At 72.2% G+C, this 16,974-nt stretch carries 16 protein-coding genes and 2 pseudogenes; 5 read left to right on the forward strand and 13 right to left on the reverse strand.

Features of this window, described 5'->3' with window-relative positions; translation table 11 throughout:
* Window positions 1-93: 93 nt before the first annotated feature.
* On the forward strand, window positions 94-1,062 hold the full coding sequence (locus tag ACZ5VC_RS19380) for an NADP-dependent oxidoreductase (RefSeq protein ID WP_469121231.1): 969 nt from the start codon (window positions 94-96) through the stop codon (window positions 1,060-1,062).
* Window positions 1,063-1,209: 147 nt separating this feature from the next.
* Here ACZ5VC_RS19380 and ACZ5VC_RS19385 read toward each other — a convergent pair whose 3' ends face one another.
* The 10 genes from ACZ5VC_RS19385 to ACZ5VC_RS19430 form a co-directional block, all read right to left on the reverse strand.
* Window positions 1,210-1,584, reverse strand: a complete 375-nt coding sequence (locus ACZ5VC_RS19385) for a hypothetical protein (RefSeq protein WP_469121232.1) — start codon at window positions 1,582-1,584, stop codon at window positions 1,210-1,212.
* A gap of 74 nt (window positions 1,585-1,658) precedes the next feature.
* Complete coding sequence (locus ACZ5VC_RS19390) at window positions 1,659-2,051, reverse strand: roadblock/LC7 domain-containing protein (RefSeq protein WP_469121233.1); 393 nt, start codon at window positions 2,049-2,051, stop codon at window positions 1,659-1,661.
* 38 nt (window positions 2,052-2,089) lie between these two features.
* Window positions 2,090-2,836 carry a transcriptional regulator gene (locus ACZ5VC_RS19395; RefSeq protein ID WP_469121331.1) on the reverse strand — a complete coding sequence of 249 codons (747 nt, stop codon included), beginning with the start codon at window positions 2,834-2,836 and terminating at the stop codon, window positions 2,090-2,092.
* Between the two features lie 17 nt (window positions 2,837-2,853).
* A complete protein-coding gene (locus ACZ5VC_RS19400; RefSeq protein ID WP_469121234.1) occupies window positions 2,854-3,237 on the reverse strand; it encodes a hypothetical protein in 384 nt (127 codons plus the stop codon).
* A 190-nt stretch (window positions 3,238-3,427) separates the two neighbouring features.
* The gene (locus tag ACZ5VC_RS19405) at window positions 3,428-4,255 is read right to left on the reverse strand and encodes an aldo/keto reductase (protein ID WP_469121235.1); all 828 of its coding nucleotides are present in this window, start codon (window positions 4,253-4,255) and stop codon (window positions 3,428-3,430) included.
* Window positions 4,256-4,416: 161 nt separating this feature from the next.
* Complete coding sequence (locus tag ACZ5VC_RS19410; protein WP_469121236.1) at window positions 4,417-5,184, reverse strand: ABC transporter ATP-binding protein; 768 nt, start codon at window positions 5,182-5,184, stop codon at window positions 4,417-4,419.
* The gene (locus tag ACZ5VC_RS19415; RefSeq protein WP_469121237.1) at window positions 5,181-8,174 is read right to left on the reverse strand and encodes an ABC transporter permease subunit; all 2,994 of its coding nucleotides are present in this window, start codon (window positions 8,172-8,174) and stop codon (window positions 5,181-5,183) included. The genes ACZ5VC_RS19410 and ACZ5VC_RS19415 overlap by 4 nt, the downstream gene beginning before the upstream one ends.
* Before the next feature lie 12 nt (window positions 8,175-8,186).
* The gene (locus tag ACZ5VC_RS19420) at window positions 8,187-9,446 is read right to left on the reverse strand and encodes an ABC transporter substrate-binding protein (protein WP_469121238.1); all 1,260 of its coding nucleotides are present in this window, start codon (window positions 9,444-9,446) and stop codon (window positions 8,187-8,189) included.
* Between the two features lie 123 nt (window positions 9,447-9,569).
* Window positions 9,570-11,369 (reverse strand): AMP-dependent synthetase/ligase, encoded by a 1,800-nt coding sequence (locus ACZ5VC_RS19425; protein WP_469121332.1) that lies wholly within the window; start codon window positions 11,367-11,369, stop codon window positions 9,570-9,572.
* 260 nt (window positions 11,370-11,629) lie between these two features.
* Window positions 11,630-12,520, reverse strand: coding sequence for a LysR substrate-binding domain-containing protein (locus ACZ5VC_RS19430; protein WP_469121239.1), 891 nt, complete (start codon window positions 12,518-12,520; stop codon window positions 11,630-11,632).
* Window positions 12,521-12,743: 223 nt separating this feature from the next.
* On the opposite strand from ACZ5VC_RS19430, the gene ACZ5VC_RS19435 reads away from it, so the two are divergent.
* Genes ACZ5VC_RS19435 through ACZ5VC_RS19450 form a run of 4 tightly spaced genes read left to right on the forward strand, consistent with a single transcriptional unit; the run spans window position 12,744 to window position 15,037 of the window.
* Window positions 12,744-13,853 (forward strand): bile acid:sodium symporter family protein, encoded by a 1,110-nt coding sequence (locus ACZ5VC_RS19435; protein ID WP_469121240.1) that lies wholly within the window; start codon window positions 12,744-12,746, stop codon window positions 13,851-13,853.
* A 28-nt stretch (window positions 13,854-13,881) separates the two neighbouring features.
* Entirely contained in the window at window positions 13,882-14,064 is a 183-nt protein-coding gene (locus tag ACZ5VC_RS19440; protein WP_469121241.1) for a hypothetical protein, read from the forward strand.
* A gap of 53 nt (window positions 14,065-14,117) precedes the next feature.
* On the forward strand, window positions 14,118-14,654 hold the full coding sequence (locus ACZ5VC_RS19445) for an isochorismatase family protein (protein ID WP_469121242.1): 537 nt from the start codon (window positions 14,118-14,120) through the stop codon (window positions 14,652-14,654).
* Window positions 14,651-15,037, forward strand: a complete 387-nt coding sequence (locus ACZ5VC_RS19450) for a (2Fe-2S) ferredoxin domain-containing protein (RefSeq protein WP_469121243.1) — start codon at window positions 14,651-14,653, stop codon at window positions 15,035-15,037. Before ACZ5VC_RS19445 ends, ACZ5VC_RS19450 begins: the two co-directional genes overlap by 4 nt.
* A gap of 127 nt (window positions 15,038-15,164) precedes the next feature.
* Here the strand turns inward: ACZ5VC_RS19450 and fdhD are convergent, their stop codons facing one another.
* The 3 genes and pseudogenes from fdhD to ACZ5VC_RS19465 form a co-directional block, all read right to left on the reverse strand.
* Entirely contained in the window at window positions 15,165-16,013 is an 849-nt protein-coding gene (gene fdhD, locus ACZ5VC_RS19455) for a formate dehydrogenase accessory sulfurtransferase FdhD (RefSeq protein ID WP_469121244.1), read from the reverse strand.
* Between the two features lie 5 nt (window positions 16,014-16,018).
* Window positions 16,019-16,143: pseudogene (locus ACZ5VC_RS19460) on the reverse strand (2Fe-2S iron-sulfur cluster-binding protein); the annotation flags it as partial.
* Window positions 16,144-16,145: 2 nt separating this feature from the next.
* A pseudogene (locus ACZ5VC_RS19465) lies at window positions 16,146-16,933 on the reverse strand (2-dehydropantoate 2-reductase); the annotation flags it as partial.
* Between the last annotated feature and the right edge of the window lie 41 nt (window positions 16,934-16,974).

Genomic DNA, 16,974 nt, shown 5'->3' on the forward strand with positions numbered 1-16,974 from the left:
TACGGCTCCGGAGCGGAAGGTGGAGCGGTACCCGTCCCGTGGCCCAGCCGCGGCGGCGCACGTCACACTCCACACGAAGGGATCCACCTCCTCATGAACCACACCACCGCCGTCGGCTCCGACGCCACGATGCGCGCCATCAGCGCGGCCGCCTGGGGCGGACCGGAGGTCCTCACCGAGGTCCGTCTGGACCGCCCCGCGCCCGGCCCGACCGAGATCCTCGTCCGGGTCCACGCGGCCGGCGTCAACCCCATCGACTGGAAGTCACGCGCCAGCGGGGGCTTCGGCCTCTGGGGCGAGACGCCCGTGCTCGGCTACGACGTCTCCGGAGTGGTGGAGGCCGTCGGCCTCGGCGTCACGCTGTACCAGCCGGGCGACGAGGTGCTCGGTATGCCCGACTTCCCGCGTCAGGCGGGCGGCTACAGCGAGTACGTCACCGGCCCCGCCAGGCACTTCGTACGCAAGCCGGCCGGGCTGGACCACGTCCACGCGGCGGCGCTGCCGCTCGCCGGGCTCACCGCCTGGCAGTCGCTCGTCGGGACGGCCCGGCTGCGGGCGGGGCACCGCGTCCTGATCCACGCCGCGGCGGGCGGCGTCGGCCACCTCGCGGTCCAGATCGCCAAGGCGCACGGCGCCCATGTCATCGGCACCGCGAGCGCGGCCAAGCACGACTTCCTGCGGGACCTGGGCGCCGACGAGCTGATCGACTACACGACGACCGATTTCACCGAGGTGGTGCGGGACGTCGACACCGTCATCGACACGGTCGGCGGCGACTACGGCATCCGCTCGCTGGGCGTCCTGCGGGAGGGCGGGACGCTGGTCTCGCTCTCCGACCCGACGGCCGTTCCGCCCGTGGAGGAGGCAGAGCGGCGCGGGGTGCGCTCCGGGTTCACCCTGGTCGAGCCCGACTACGCGGCGCTCCAGGCGCTGACGGCCCTGGTGGACGAGGGTCGTCTCCGGGTCGCGGTCGACACGGTCTTCCCGCTCGAGGACGCGGCGAAGGCCCATGAGTGGAGCGAGTCGGGCCGCACGCGCGGCAAGATCGTCCTCACGGTCTGAGCCGCGGCGGACGCCCGGGCGGGGAGGGGCGCGGACGGGGGGAGACGAAGGGGGAGACGGAGCCCCGGCACCTGCGTGGGACGGCGTCCGCGCCGCGCCCGCGGCCCGGTGGGGCCGAGGGGTGAGGACGCCGCCCACCGCCGGGGATCAGACCTCCAGCTGCGCTTCGATCTGCTTCAGCTGGTGGCGGGCCATCGCGAGGTTGGCCCGTGCGCTGTCCAGCGCCAGGTAGAGGAAGAGACCGTTGTTGTTGCGGGCCTTCAGCAGCCGGATCAGGTGGTACTGGCTGCCGAGGGTGATGAGGATGTCCTCGATCTCGTCCTTGAGTCCGAGGTGTTCCATGGTGCGCAGCTTGGCCCGCACCACATCGGTGTTGCCCGCGGCGGCGACGTTCAGGTCGAGTTCCTTGCCGCCGCCGACCGTGCCCAGCGCCATGCCGCTGGTGTAGTCGACGAGTGCGGCACCGAGCGCTCCCTCGATCGACGTGATTGCTTCCTTGAGTGCGACTTCGGTCTTGGCCATGGCAGTTCCGTTCCTCTTCTGGGTTCTTCTGGGCGTCTTCGCGTTGTGTGCGGTATGCGCTGTGCGGGCGGTGGTCAGGGGGTGTCGAGACGTTCGAGTGCGCCGTCGACCATGTCGCCGATGCGCGCACTGGACCTGCGGGCCTCCAGGTGCAGCCGGCCCACGTTGATCCGTGGTTCCGCGAGGAGGGTCAGGACGGCTGCGGAGCCGGCCGCGTAGGTGGCGATGTAGCCGTTCTCGCCACGGATCAGCAGCTCACGGAAGTCCCCCTGTCCCGTGGCGTCCGTCAGCCGCAGGGACACCCCGAGGGCGGCCGCGGTGAGCGCGGCGATGCCCTCGGCCTCGGCGGAGGCGCTCTCCTGGGCCAGAACGAGACCGTCGGCGCTGGCCGCGAGGGCGCCCGTGAGCTGCGGCACCCGGGCTCTCAACCGGCGCAGTTCCTCGATGACTTCGGCTTCCGCGGACATCAGTTGTCTCCTCTCGGCGCGCTGCCGCCGGACGCGGATCACAGGGCCTCCAATGCGTCGCGCAGTCGGCGCAGCAGGGCCGTGTCCGCGTCGGTGGCGGCGCACTCGGCCGAGATCCGGGCGGGGACGGGTGCGAGGGCGGGCGAGGCGGGGATACGGGAGGTCTCGATGAGTCCGGCCGCGGCCAGTCTGCGAATGTCGATCAGGGTGTGGAAGGTCGGGCGGCCCAGCAGCCGGGCGATGTCCGGCGGGGTGCGGACGCCGTCCGCCATCCCCAGGACGGCACGCTGGCGCGTGGTCACCTGGGTGCCGGAGGGCCATGCGGTCCGTACGACGGGCGCGGTGTCGTTCGCGGGGTGTGGCCAGATGCGGTCGAGCAGCTCTCTTCTGCGCCGCGTCTCGCGCTCCACCACGTCCGCGGGGACCGGACGGACGGTGCCGATCCAGTGGGCCACGCCGTAGCGGAAGCGGGTGGGTCCGCTGCTGGGCGCGAGCGCGAAGTAGGCGGCGTCGTGCAGGGCGCCGAGGTGGCAGATCTCCAGCTCGCCGTCCGCGACCTGGCCGCTGTCGACGAGGAACCGGCCCACCCGGCCGTGCGCGCCCGCCTGGTCGACGGCCTGTTGCCAGCCCTCGGGGCGCAGCCGCCCCGTGGTGGTGAGCAGGACGTCGATGCCGGGGGCGGCGGGGCTTTCCGCGTGCACCACCGCGCCGTCGGCGAGATAGAGGGTGCCCCGGTCGCGCAGCAGAGCGCCTGTGGCCCGCTCGGCGGCGAGCCGGGTGAGCATGGGGGAGACGGTGGCGGTCACCCGAGGATCAGCCTTTCCGCGAGGTCGCGCAGGCGTATTCGGGCGAGGGCGAGATTGCCCTGCTCACGGTCGAGCCAGAGGTGCAGGAAGACGCTGCTGTCGAAGGTCGTCTCGACGAAGCGCAGGATGTGGTAGCCCGTGCGGCTGGTGACGATGACGTCCTCGACGGGTGGTCCGTCGCCGGCGTCGGGTGCGAACGAGGGATGTTCGGTCGCCATCCGTGCCAGCTCGGCGGTCTCGGCGGCCGTGGCCTCGGGGTCGTTGTGGGGAGAGTCCCCGACCGTGCCGAGGGCGAGCCCGCTGGTCCAGTCGACCACCGCGGCGCCCAGAGCGCCGGGTAACCGCATTGCCTCCAGCAGGCATTCATCGATTCCGGGCACGCGGAAGTTCCCTCCCCGGCTTTCCGTGTGGGTGTGACGGGGATGTTACTCAACGTGTGGGAGGGAGGTGAGGGTTATGGAATTTTCCCGTGGAACATGCCAACAGGGTGTCCGGAACAGGCCGACGCGGCATCCCACGGTCGGCGGTGGTCGGCCCACCGCCGCCCGTGGACCGGTTCGGTGACCCGCTCTACGAGAAGTACGCCGGGTCCGGGCCCAGCCGCTTGCCCTCGTCCAGGGCCGCGAAGGCCTTCAGGTCGTCCTCGTCCAGCTGGAAGTCGAAGATGTCGATGTTCTCCTGGATCCGGGAGGGCGTCACCGACTTGGGAATCACGACATTGCCGAGCTGCAGATGCCACCGGAGCACCACCTGCGCGGGGGTCCGGCCGTGCTTCCGGGCGACCGCGACGACCGTCGGCACCTCCAGCAGGCCGCGGCCCTGGCCGAGCGGCGACCAGGCCTCGGTGGCGATGCCGTACCGCGAGTGGGCGGCGCGGGACTCCGCCTGCTGAAGCTGCGGGTGCAGCTCGATCTGGTTGACCGCCGGCTCCACGGAGGTCTCGGCGACGAGCCGGTCCAGGTGCTGCGGAAGGAAGTTGGAGACGCCGATCGCCTTGGCGCGTCCCTCCGCGTAGATCTTCTCGAAGGCCTTGTACGTGTCGACGTAGGCGTCCTTGGACGGGACCGGCCAGTGGATCAGATACAGGTCCACATAGTCGAGGCCGAGCTTGTCCAGTGACGTGTCGAAGGCGCGCAGGGTCGAGTCGAAGCCCTGCTGGCTGTTCCAGAGCTTGGTGGTGACGAACAGCTCGTCACGTGCGATGCCCGAGTCGGCGATGGCCCGGCCGGTGCCCGTCTCGTTCTCGTAGATCGCGGCGGTGTCGATGGAGCGGTAGCCGGCCTCCAGGGCCGCGCCCACCGCCTTCGCCGCTTCGTCGTCCGGGATCTGCCAGACGCCGAAGCCGAGCTGCGGCATCGAGACGCCGTTGTTGAGGGTGATGGAGGGGACCTTGCTCACGAGCGGTCGATCCTTTGGTTGGTCGGGTGGTACTCCCATGGTCAACGATCACGGGCACGCACGCATTCCCGCTCGTGCCCGGAACATCCCGTATCGCGGGGATGCACATGTGAACAAATGATGACGAGTCCGGGGCGCCGGCACTGGGCGCCCCGGACTCGTCATCCCCGGGTGCCGAGGTACGCCTCGCGTACCCCCGGGTCCGCGCGTACTTCGGCGGCCGTGCCGGACGCCAGTACGGTGCCCAGGTCCAGGACGACGACCCGCGCGCACAGCTCCATCACGAACGCGACATTGTGCTCGACGAGCAGGACCGCGCAGTTCTCCTCGTCCGCCATGTGCCGCACCACGGCGGCCAGTTGGGCCCGCTCCCCGGCGGACATGCCCGAGGCGGGCTCGTCGAGCAGCAGCACTCCGGGTGGATCGGCGAGCGCGCGCGCCAGTTCGACCATCCGGGCCTGACCGACCGGGAGCGCTCCGGCGTACGAGTCCGCCAGCGCCTCCAGGCCGCACTCCCTCAGGACCGCCGCAGCCCGCGCCCTTCGGCGGGAAGTACTGCCCCGGCGCCACTCCTGGGCGACCACCAGGTTGTCCGCGACCGTCAACTGGCCGAAGAGCTGTTGGCGCTGGAACGTGCGGCGCATCCCGTGCCGCGCCCGCCACACGGGGGAGCGGCGCGTGACGTCCGTGCCGTGGAGGACGACGCGGCCCTCGTCCGGCCTCCGGATGCCGGACAGGACGTCGAACAGGGTCGTCTTTCCGGCTCCGTTGGGGCCGATGAGCCCGCACACCTCGCCCGGCCGCACCCCGATCCGTACGCCGTCCAGTGCGCGCACCCCGCCGAAGCGGACGCCGACACCGACCGCCTCCAGCGCGTACCCGGTACCTGTCCCGGCCCCGGCCGTCCCCGTGGTGTCCGCAGACGTCATGTCCGCACCCTCTCCGACAACCCGAGGTACGCCTCGGTGAGCCGGTCCGCCTCCACCTCGGCGCGAGGGCCGCACCACGCGACCCGGCCCTCGGCGAGATACGCCACCGTGTCGGCGATGCCGAGGACCTCGGCCGCCTTCTCCTCGACCAGGAGCAGCGCGGAGCCCCGCGTACGGAGCTCCGTGAGCAGCCGGAACACCTCGTCGACGACGCGCGGGGCGAGACCGAGCGACGGCTCGTCCGCCACGAGCACGGCGGGTGGGTGCTGGAGCAACGGGGCGAGCGCGAGGAGCTGCTGCTCGCCGCCGGAGAGGGAACCGGCCTGTACGTTACGGCGGTTGGCGAGAGCGGCGAACCGTTCGTACACGGCGTCCCGGTCGCCCCGGTCGGGCAGGTGCAGCGTCAGGTTCTCCTCGATCGTGAGCCCGGGGAAGATCCCTCGGCCCTCCGGGGCGAGCAGCACTCCGCCACGGGCCCGCCGCACGGGGCCCTGCGCCGTGGCGTCCCGTCCCCCGACGGCCACCCGCCCGCGCACCGCACCGAGCAGCCCGGCGGCCACCCGGCAGGTGGTGGACTTCCCGGCTCCGTTGGGGCCGAGCAGCGCGAGAATCTCCCCGGCCCGGACGGTGAGGTCCACCCCGTGGAGGACCGGGGCGCCGCCGTACCCGGCGTGGACGCCGTCGAGCCGCAGGGCGGGGATGTCCAGAGGGGTGGCCGGGCGCGGTGGGGTGCCGTGCGAGCCGGTCGCGCCGACGGGTGCCGGGACGCGTGGCCGGAGGCTGCCCCCATCGGCCGGCCCCAGCGGCGTGTCGGCGGCCTTCCCGGCGGGCGCGGGCCCTGGTTGCGGCAGGTCACCCGCCGTACCGTCCACCTCGGCATGCGTGAGGGGGGCCGTCCGGGCGGGCGGGGCCGCCTCCCGCGAGGGGCCGCCGGCTCCCGCGTCCGTCTCAGGGGCCGCGGCCGCCAGACCCGAGGCCCTCCGCCGCGGACGACTGCCGCCCGCCGGCGGGCCCGCCTCACCGCCCGCAGGTGCCGGCCCGCCCATGGCCCCCGCTCCCGTCCCCGTCCGTACTCCCGCCCTGGCCACCCGGCGCGCGTGCCATCGCGTCGGGATCGCCGCGCAGTACCCGTCCGGGTCGTTCGCCAGGGCCAGCCCTGCCAGGCCGAAGAGGATCACGGGCAGGTGCGCCGACTCCGTCACGTAACCCGCGATCAGGTGCGGGACGAGCGCGAAGACCAGGCCCGCCACCACCGCGAACTGCGGCCTGCGGACACCCGCCGCGACCGCCACCGCCAGCCACACCAGCCCGGTCATCGCGGTGAAGTCGGTCGCCGTGACACGGGTGTTGTACGACGCGTACATCACGCCACCGAAGCCGGCCAGCCCCGCCGAGACGGTGAACAGCAACAGCTTCGTGCGGACGACCGATACGCCGGAGGCGAGCGCCGCGGCCGGGGCGGACCGTACGGCCAGCATCGCGCGGCCCGAGGACGACTCGCGCAGCCGGTGCAGGAGCCAGACCGACACCGCGCAGAGCATCACCAGTGCCACGCCCATGGCACGGTCGTCAGTGAGGTCCACGGGGCCGACGACGGGGCGGGGGATCTCCCAGCCGGTGTCGCCGTTGCGCAGCCCGCGGAACTGGAAGAGGACCTGGTCGGCGAGGAAGGCGAGTGCCAGCGTGGCAAGGGCCAGGGAGCGGCCGCCCAGCCGCAGCGCGGGCAGGGCCACCACCGCGCCGAGCAGCGCCGCCGCGCAGGTGCCGGCGGCCGCGGCCGCGGCGAACGGCCAGCCGTGGCTCATCAGGAGCCCGGCGACGAGCGCCGCCCCTGTCACGAAGGTGGCCTGTGCGAGGGAGACCATCGCGCCGAGTCCCGTCACGACCGTGAAGGACATGAAGACGAGGGCGATCGCGAGACCCTGCGCCAGGATTCCGCTCCAGAAGGGGGTGGTGACCGTGTAGAAGGCGACCGCGAGCAGTACCGCCCCGCCCGCCCACGGTCCCCACCGGTGCGCCCACGAGCGGCCGGCCAGGTAGTCGACCGGGGGCGCGTCGACGGCCGCCGTCCCGGCCGCACGCGTCCGGCGGGCCATCACGAGGAGACCGGCGAACAGGATGAGGAACGGCACGGCCGTACGGAAGCCGGTGATGCCCTCGGCGAACGTGGCGTACCCCGCGACCAGGTTCTGGAGCACGCCCAGCGCCAGCCCGCCCGCGAACGCCATCGGCACCGACGCGAACCGGCCCAGGACCGCCGCCGTCGCGGAGACGAAGAGGAACAGGGTGAAATCGTGGGCCGAGAGGCCCAGCAGCGGTGTGGCCAGGACGCCCGCGAGACCCGCCAGTCCCGACGAGAGCATCCAGGCGGTCGACGACAGCCGGTCCGCGCTGATGCCCCGAAGTTCGACGAGGGAGCGGTTGTCGACGGCGGCCCGCAGCCGCAGCCCCAGCCGGGTGTGCCGCATCAGCACCCACAGCGCGACGGCGACGACGGCCGTGGCGATCCAGGTGATGAGCTGGTCGGAGTCGACGCCGACCCCGTCCATCGGCTGCCACGACGTCGCCGGGCTCGGCCCCACACCCGGGAGCCCGAACTGGTTCTCGGCGGGCAGCACCGGCGCCCCCGCCTCCGCCAGCAGCTCCACCACCCACAGTCCGGCCGCCGGCAGGGCGACCAGCAGCCCGATCGTCGCTACGATCTGCGCGGTCTCGCCGGCCCGGGCCAGTTTGCGAAACATCAGCCGGTCGAGCCCCCAGCCGATCCCCGGCGCCACGCCGCACACCAGCAGCAGCGCCGTCGGTACGGCGGGCCAGCCGAACCCCGAGTGCAGTTCGTAGAAGGCCAGCGCGCACAGATAGGCGGTGGCGCCGTGCGCGAAGTTGAACAGACCCGACGCCGAGTAGGACAGCACGAGGCCCGTCGCGAGCAGGGCGTACAGCGCGCCCGAGACCAGTCCGCTCAGTACGAAACCCAGCAGGTCACCCACGCCCGGAGCCTCTCAGCCGAAGGGGATCGGCGGATAGCACCTGAAGGGCGACGACACTTCGTACCGCCCGCCGCGCAGTTGCACCAGCGCCCCGCAGCCGAAGCTCTCCTTCCGGCCCTTGGGTTCGGCCCGGTCGCCGACCAGGGTGCCGGTGTCGGAGAAGGTCGAGGCGGCCTTCTGGAAGGAGTCGACGGTCAGGTCCTTGCCCGCTTTCTTCGCGATCGCCAGGAAGAGGTCCGCCGACATGTACCCGGTGACCATGTGCATGTTCAGCGGGATCTCTCTGCCGCCCGCCGCCTTCCTGATGTCCGCCTTGAACTGCTTCATCGCGGGCGTGTCCGACTCGAACGGCTGGAACTGCAGCAGCACGTGGACCCCCTCCAGTGCCTGCTTCGTGGCGTCCTTGGAGAGCAGTCCCGGGTCGTAGTCGGTCGGATCCGAGATGACCCCCTTGTAGCCGGCGCGCTTGAGGGCCGTGAACAGCCCGATGTTGTACGGGGTCTGCATGACGGAGACCACCGCGTCGGGTGCCTTGCCGCCGTTGGAGCGCAGGATCTCCTTGGTGTAGGCGGACCAGTCGCTCGGCATGGAGGTCGCGGGCACGACGGCCTTGGCGTACGACACCGTGAAGCCGGCGGCCCCGAACCCCCGGCCGAAGGTGCGGATGCCGAACTTGCCCGCGTCGTTGTCCCCGGCGATCAGAGCGACCGACTTGCCCTTCGCCCCGCCCAGGACGGCCCCGAGCCCCTCAGGCCACGTCTGGTTGAGGGTTCCGCCCGGCATGGGGACGAGGCAGCCGTTGAAGCCGTAGATGTGCGGGGGGCCGCAGAAGGACGGCAGGGTGCCCCATCCCACCGTGGGCACCTTCTGCCGGTCGAGGAAGTCGGCGCCGGTGAAGGTGACCGAGCTCATCGGGGAGACCGCGAAGACCTTTTCCCGCTGGACCAATTTCCGTGCGGCGGCGAGGTTCCTGGCCGGATCCTGACCGTCGTCCTCGGCGCCCAGGTACTCGATGGTGCGTCCGTTGACGCCGCCCTCGGCGTTGGCGCGGTCGTAGCGCGCCCTGGCGCCGAGGTCGGTGTCCTTCTTGGAGTAGCCGCTGGCGGTCGTCATGGAGACGATGCCGCCGACCTTGATGGAGCCGGCGGTCACGCCCCGGGCGGCCGGGTCGCCCTCCTTCTGTGACGTCCCTCCGGTGGAGGCGGAGTTGCAGGCGGTGGCGAGCAGTAGTGCCGCGGCGGCTGCGGCGATGGTGCGGATCGGTCGCAACACGGTCGGTCCCTCCGTCGGGTGACCGAATTCTGTGGGCGACCTGATGAACCGTCAATAACTGACGCCATGTCAATTGATGGACCGTCAGATAATCGTCGGCGCGCGGCACTTGGGTGCCGTGCCTCACCGGTACAGCGCGTCGACCTCCACCGCGTACGCCTTCTCGATCGCCTTCCGCTTCAGCTTCAGCGACGGCGTGAGCAGCCCGTGCTCCTCACTGAAGGGGTGCGCCAGGATCCGGAACGTACGAATGGACTCGGACTGGGACACCAGCGTGTTCGCCGCCACCACCGCGCGCCGGATCTCCGTCTCCAGGGTGGGGTCCCGCACCAGATCGGCCGCCGGCATGGGCGGCCGGTGCTGCATGGCCAGCCAGTGCTCCACGGCCTCCTGGTCCACCGTCACCAGGGCGGCGATGTACGGACGGTCATTGCCGACGACGATGCACTGCGCCACCAGCGGATGCGCCCGCACCCGCTCCTCGAGCCCCGCGGGCGACACGCTCTTGCCGCCCGACGTCACCAGGATCTCCTTCTTCCGCCCGGTGATCGTCAGATAGCCCTCGTCGTCGAGGGATCCCAGGTCGCCCGTGGCCAGCCAGCCGTCGTTCAGCACGGCGGACGTCGAGGCGGGGTCGTTGAGGTAACCCGAGAAGATGTGGCCGCCGCGCAGCCACACCTCGCCGTCCTCCGCGATGTGCACGGTCGTTCCGGGGATCGGCTGGCCGACCGTGCCGTACTTGGTCCGCTCCGGAGGGTTCGCGGTCGCCGCCGCGGACGACTCGGTCAGGCCGTACCCCTCGTACACGGTGACCCCCGCGCCCTCGAAGAACAGCCCCAGCCGGCGGTCCATGCCCGAGCCGCCGGACATGGCGTGCCGCACCCGTCCGCCCATGGCGTCCCGGACCTTGCCGTAGACGACCTTCTCGAAGAACTGGTGTTGCATCCGCAGCGCCGCAGAGGGGCCGGGGCCGAGACCGAAGGCCTTGTGCTCCAGCGCCTCCGCGTACTTCACCGCCACCTCGACGGCCTTGTCGAACGGTCCTGTCTTGCCCGAGCCCTCCGCCTTGCGGCGGGCCGCGTTGAAGACCTTCTCGAAGATGTACGGCACGGCCAGGATGAACGTCGGCCGGAACGCCGCCAGGTCCGGCAGCAGCTCGCTCGCCGCCAGTACCGGCTGGTGCCCGATCTTCACTCCGCTGCGGATCGCCGCGACCTCCACCATCCGCCCGAAGACATGGGCGAGCGGCAGAAAGAGCAGCGTGGACGGCTCGTCGCCGGTCTTGGTGTGGAACACCGGCTCCCAGCGCCCGGTCAGCATGTCCGACTCGAACATCAGGTTGGAGTGGGTGATCACACAGCCCTTGGGGTGGCCCGTCGTCCCCGACGTGTAGATCACGGTCGCCACCGACTCGGGCGTGACCGCCCGGCGGTGCCGGTGCACCACGTCCTCGTCGATCCCGGCCCCGGCCTCGACCAGCTCGGCGACCGCGCCCGCGTCCAGTTGCCAGAGCCGGTTCAGCCGCGGCAGCCGGTCGACCACCGAACCGATCGTCATCGCGTGGTCCTCGTGCTCGACCACGCACGCCGTGACCTCGGCGTCGTACAGCATCCAGAAGACCTGCTCGGCGGCGGACGTCGGATAGACCGGCACGGACTGGGCGCCGATGCTCCACAGGGCGAAGTCGAAGAGCGTCCACTCGTAGCGCGTACGGGACATGATGGCGACCCGGTCCCCGAACCGTACGCCGTGGGCGATCAGCCCCTTGGCCAGCGCCAGCACCTCGTCACGGAACTGCCGCGCGGTCACGTCCTGCCACTGACCCGCCGCGTCCTTGCGCCCGAGGGCGACCCGCTCCGGAGCGTTCTGGGCATGGTCGAACACGGCGTCCGCCAGTCCGCCGACCTGAGGCGCCGCCTCGATGGGCGGCACTGTGAACTCCCGCAATGACCTGCTCCTTGTGGCGCTCCGCACAGCGCCGGTGACGGTACCCCACCATCAGGGCGCGCGGGAGGGCCTTGATGAACTCTGGACATTCGGCAACACCACAGGTCAGGCGCCACAAACCGGTGGTCGTGGGCGTGCTCGTGGCACGGTACTGACTCGGGAGTAAGCAAGCGGCGCCGTAATCTCCACGGAATCTTCCGAATCTGTACCGGTCGATCACGAGGGGTTCGCCGCCCTCAGTCCCCGGGCGCGCCCGCCGGCCGGTGCAGCCGGTCGCCGCTCGCCAGGATCGCCGAGGCCAGCGCGTCGGCGGCCTCCGCCGCCTCCTGGGACCCGCCCCGCTCCCGGCCCTGGCGGACGACGAAGTCCACCTCGCCCAGGTCCGGGAGGCCGTAGCGCGCCGGGACCGGGGTGAGGCCCGGCGGGATCAGCCCGCGGGTGTGGGCCATCACGCCCAGACCCGCGCGGGCCGCGGCGATCAGGCCGCTGAGGCTGGCGCTCGTGCAGGCGACGCGCCAGGGCCGGCCCGCGGCCTCCAGGGCCTCCAGGGCGCGGGCCCGGGTGATCCCCGGCGCCGGGAAGACGATCAGCGGAACAGGCCGGTCCGGGTCGAGGCGCAGCCGGGGCGCGCCGATCCAGGTGAGGACGGACTGCCAGACCAGCTCGCCGTGGCGGTCGCCGGCGCGGCGCTTGGCGAGGATCAGGTCGAGGCGTCCCGCCTCCAGCTGGGTGTGCAGCGTGCCGGAGAGTTCGACGGTCAGCTCCAGATCGACCTCCGGGTGATCGCGGCGGAACGACTCCAGGATCTCGGGGAGCCGGGTGACGACGAAGTCCTCGGAGGCGCCGAACCGCAGCCGGCCGCGCAGCCGCGTCCCGGTGAAGAAGGCCGCCGCGCGTTCGTGGGCCTGGAGGATCGTGCGTGCGAAGCCGAGCATCGCCTCGCCGTCCTCGGTGAGATCCACGCTGTGGGTGTCGCGGCTGAAGAGCGGACGGCCCGTCGCGTCCTCGAGCCGTCGCACATGCTGGCTGACCGTGGACTGGCGCAGCCCGAGCCGGCGCGCGGCCTGGGTGAAGCTCAGGGTCTGCGCCACGGCGAGGAAGGTACGGAGCTGGGTGGGGTCGTACACCCCTCCACGGTAGACCCGCTATCGCGAATCGTGATGACAGTCAGAGCTGCGTACGGGATTCCCGATCACGGGGAGAAGGAGCACGATGGGGAGGCCACGACTCCGGCACGACGCACCCGCGCGCACCGCCCGCCGCGTCACCGCACTCGGCGCGCACCACATACGGCGTCACCGCACACCGCACCACGCACCACGCACCGAATCCGATGGAGCCCCCGCGCACATGAGCCGCCGCACGTCCCCGCCGCTGTCCTGGCTGCCCGTCGATCCATACATACTCGCGCTCCTCGGCACGTTGGTCCTCGCGGCGCTGCTGCCCGCCTCCGGGGCGGCCGCCGAGGTGGCCGACGGGGCCTCGACCGGGGCGATCGCGCTGCTGTTCTTCCTGTACGGCGCGCGGCTGTCGACGCGCGAGGCCATGGACGGGCTGAAGCACTGGCGGCTCCACCTGACCGTCCTCGTCTGCACCTTCGCGGTCTTCCCCCTGCTCGGGCTCGCCGCGTGGGGACTCGTGCCCACCGTGCTGACACCCCAGCTCCACAGCGGTCTGCTGTTCCTCTGCCTGGTGCCGTCGACGATCCAGTCGTCGATCGCCTTCACCTCCATCGCCCGGGGCAATGTCGCCGCGGCGATCTGCGCCGGCTCCTTCTCCAGCCTCGCGGGCATCGTGCTCACGCCGCTGCTGGCCGCGCTGCTCCTGGGGGGCAGCGCCGGGGGCTTCTCGGCAGACTCCCTGCTGAAGATCGTGCTCCAGCTGCTGGTGCCGTTCATGGCGGGCCGGCTGGTGAGGCGCTGGGTCGGCGGGTTCCTGGTCCGGCACAAGAAGGTCCTCGGATACGTCGACCGGGGCTCGATCCTGCTGGTCGTCTACACCGCGTTCAGCCAGGGCATGGTCGCGGGCATCTGGCACCAGGTGACCCCCGGGCGGCTGGCCGCGCTGGTCGGCGTCGAGGCGGTGCTGCTCGCCGCGATGCTGGCGCTGACCTGGTACGGCTCCAAGCGCCTCGGCTTCGGCCGCGGCGACAGGATCGCGATCCAGTTCGCGGGCTCCAAGAAGAGCCTGGCGGCCGGCCTGCCGATGGCGAGCGTGCTGTTCGGGGCGCAGGCCGCGCTCGCCGTGCTGCCGCTGATGCTGTTCCACCAGATGCAGCTGATGGTGTGCGCGGTCATCGCCAAGCGCCGCTCCCGCGACCCCGAAGGCACGGATGCTTCCGGGGAGTCCGGGGGCTCTGGAAGGACCGGGGACTCCGGTGGGTCCGAGGGCTCAGCAGCTCCCGCGTCGTCGTCCGGCTCCGGTCCGGTGGTCCGGGGCGCGGTGACGGCCAGGAGCTGAGCGCCGCCCTCAGGGGGTGAGGACGACCTTGCCGACGCCGGTACGGGGCGCCATCACCCTCGCCCCGGCGGGCGCCCGGCGCCTCCGCCGCTGCGAGGCCGTTGCGGACCGCGACAACGAGGAACTCCTCGCGCCCCTGCCCCCGGCGCAGCGTGCGCACTTCCTCGACCTCTTGCGCCGTATCGCCGACCCCGACGCCCCCTGCGACTGACGCCACACCGCCACGCCGGGCCAGTGGATCACGCGGACCCATAGGGTGGCGCCATGCCCGTAGACGCCCCGCCCGTACTCGATCCCGCCCACACCGCGCTCGTCCTCGTCGACCTGATGGAGCGCATCGTCGCCCTGCCGCTCGCCCCGCGCAGCGGGGACGACGTCGTTGCCACCGCGACCCGGCTGGCCGGACGGTTCCGCGACGCCGGGGCGCCCGTCGTCCTCGTCCGGGTGGAGCGGCCGAACGTCGACACACAGCCGCCCGGCAGCGGGCTCGTCGCCGAACTCGCCCACGACGGCGACCTCGTGGTGGTCAAGCGCACCATCGGCGGATTCCAGGACACGGGCCTGCACGACCTGCTCGCCGAACGCGGCGTCACCACGCTGGTGTTCGGGGGGATCGCCACCAACCTCGGCGTCGAGTCCACCGCCAGGGCCGCGGCCGACCTCGGCTACGACCTGGTCTTCGCCGCGGACGCGATGGCCGCCTTCACCGCCGAGGAACACCAGGCCTCCGTCACCCTCGACTTCCCGCGCCTGGGGACCGTCGCACCGGCCTCGGCGATCACCCTGGGCCGCCCCGCATGACCCGCACCTGGATACGTCCCGGGGCCGCGCGCCCCTGCTCGCTCGTCGTCTGCCGCGGCTGCTGCTGCGGCGACGCCCGTAAGCACCCCGGCACCGACCACGCCGGCCAGCTGGCAAGGCTCCGCGAGGCGGCCGGGGCCTCGGGCGGCCGGCTCGCGGTCCGTACGAGCGACTGCCTCGGCCCCTGCGGCCAGGCGAACATCGTCGTCGTCCAGCCCTCCACCGAGGGCCGCCGCCGCGGCGCCCGCGCCGCCTGGATCGGCTTCACCCTCGACGACGACGTCCTCGACGACATCCTGGCGTGGACGGAAGCCGGCGGCCCCGGGGTCACCGACCCCCCGGCCACCCTCGCCCTCCAGATGATCGACCCGCCCCGCCCGTAGCGCGGGCCGCGGCCGGCCCCGGGCGCGGCGCCGGCCGGCGCAGGGGGCGCTCCCCGACGGCCGGCCCGCTCCCCACCTGCGCCCCGACGGGCGTGGGGGCCCTCACCCGTGAGCCGGGCGGGCACCGTCAGGCCTTGGAGGCAGTCGCCTCCAAGGCGATCCGGTGCTCGCCCGCGTACACGTTCATGTCCCGGCCGCGCAGAAAACCGACCAGTGTCAGCCCCGTCTCGGCGGCCAGGTCGACCGCCAGTGACGACGGCGCCGACACCGCCGCCAGTACCGGGATCCCCGCCATCACCGCCTTCTGCGCGAGTTCGAACGACGCGCGGCCGGACACCAGCAGGACCGCCCGGTCCAGCGGCAGCAGGTCCTCCCGCAGCGCCCGCCCGACCAGCTTGTCCACGGCGTTGTGCCGGCCGACGTCCTCCCGGACGTCGAGCAGTTCGCCCGACTCCGAGAACAGCGCGGCCGCGTGCAGACCCCCGGTCCGGTCGAAGACCCGCTGCGCCGCCCGCAGCCGGTCGGGGAGGCCGGCGAGCAGCGCGGGCGTGACCCGGACCGGGGGAGCGTCGGCGATCGGGAAGCGCGTCGTGGTGCGTACGGCGTCGAGACTGGCCTTGCCGCACAGACCGCACGAGGACGTGGTGTAGACGTTCCTCTCCAGGGTGATGTCGGGGACGACGACATCCGGCGCGAGCTGCACATCCACCACGTTGTACGTGTTCGACCCGTCCACCGTGGCGCCGGCGCAGTAGACGATGTTCCGTACGTCAGTGGCGGCGCCGAGGACGCCCTCGCTGACCAGGAACCCCGCCGCGAGCGCGAAGTCGTCGCCCGGCGTCCGCATGGTGATGGCCAGGGGCTTCCCGTTCAGCCGGATCTCCAGCGGCTCCTCGGCGACGAGCGTGTCGGGGCGGGTGGTGACCGCCCCGTCGCGGATCCGGATGACGCGCCGTCGCTCGGTGACCCGTCCCATGGTGGCTACACCCGTTCCTGTACGTGTTGGAAGCCGAAACGGCCCTTGATGCAGAGGTTGCCGTGGGTCACCGGTTGTCGTGCGGCGAGGTGACCTTGACGATCTCATTGTCCTGCACGTGCAGGGTGAGACGGCGCCGGCGAGGCGCCGTCCGACGGAGATGTCGGGCTGCAGCCGAGGGCCTCGGCGACGCGGAGAGTTTCGTTCATCATCAACTCGATGACCCGGCGTGTTCCGTCGTGCAGACACATCTGCCGCATGCGGGCCCGGGAGAGTGCGCTCATCGGGTTGAAGGAGATGTTGCCGAGGAGCTTGATCCAGATGTCCTTGCGGAGGTCGGGCTCGACGGGGCACTTGAGACCGCCGTCGCGCAGGGCCCCGGCGAAGCGCAGGCACCGCTCGGACAGCGACCGGTCCGGCTCTCCGACCGAGAACCGCGTGCCCTCCAAGTGCCGTACGACACCGGGCGCTTCGAGTTCTGTGGCGGCGTACACGACGCAGCCGATCGCCCGCTCGGGGGCCAGAACGGCGCTGACCGCTCCGCCGGGATCGACGCTCTCCACGCGCTGCCCGTCGTAAGGGCCGCCGTGGCGGTGGAGGTACCACCAGAGATTCCGTTCTGCGCGGCGACCACCGCCGTGGTGCCGTGGAGCAGGGGTTCGATCAGCGGTCCGCACGCCGCGTACGAGTTGGCCTGGAGGCCGAGGAGCACCTAGTCCACAGGGCCGACCTGGGCGGGGTCGTCGGTGGCGTGGACCCGGGCGGTGAAGTCCCCACGCGGTGAGGACCCGTACGCCGTGCTGCCTCGTGGCCGCGAGATGCGGTCCACACGCGATGAGGTGGACGTCGGCGCCCGCGCGGTCCAGCGCGGCTCCGACACAGGCGCCGATCGCACCGGCGCCGAGGACTGCGACCTTCACGAGAGGGGTCTCCGTTCGGTTGAGGGAACCGCAAGGGACCG

It is taken from the genome of Streptomyces sp. NPDC033174 (genome assembly GCF_055577795.1).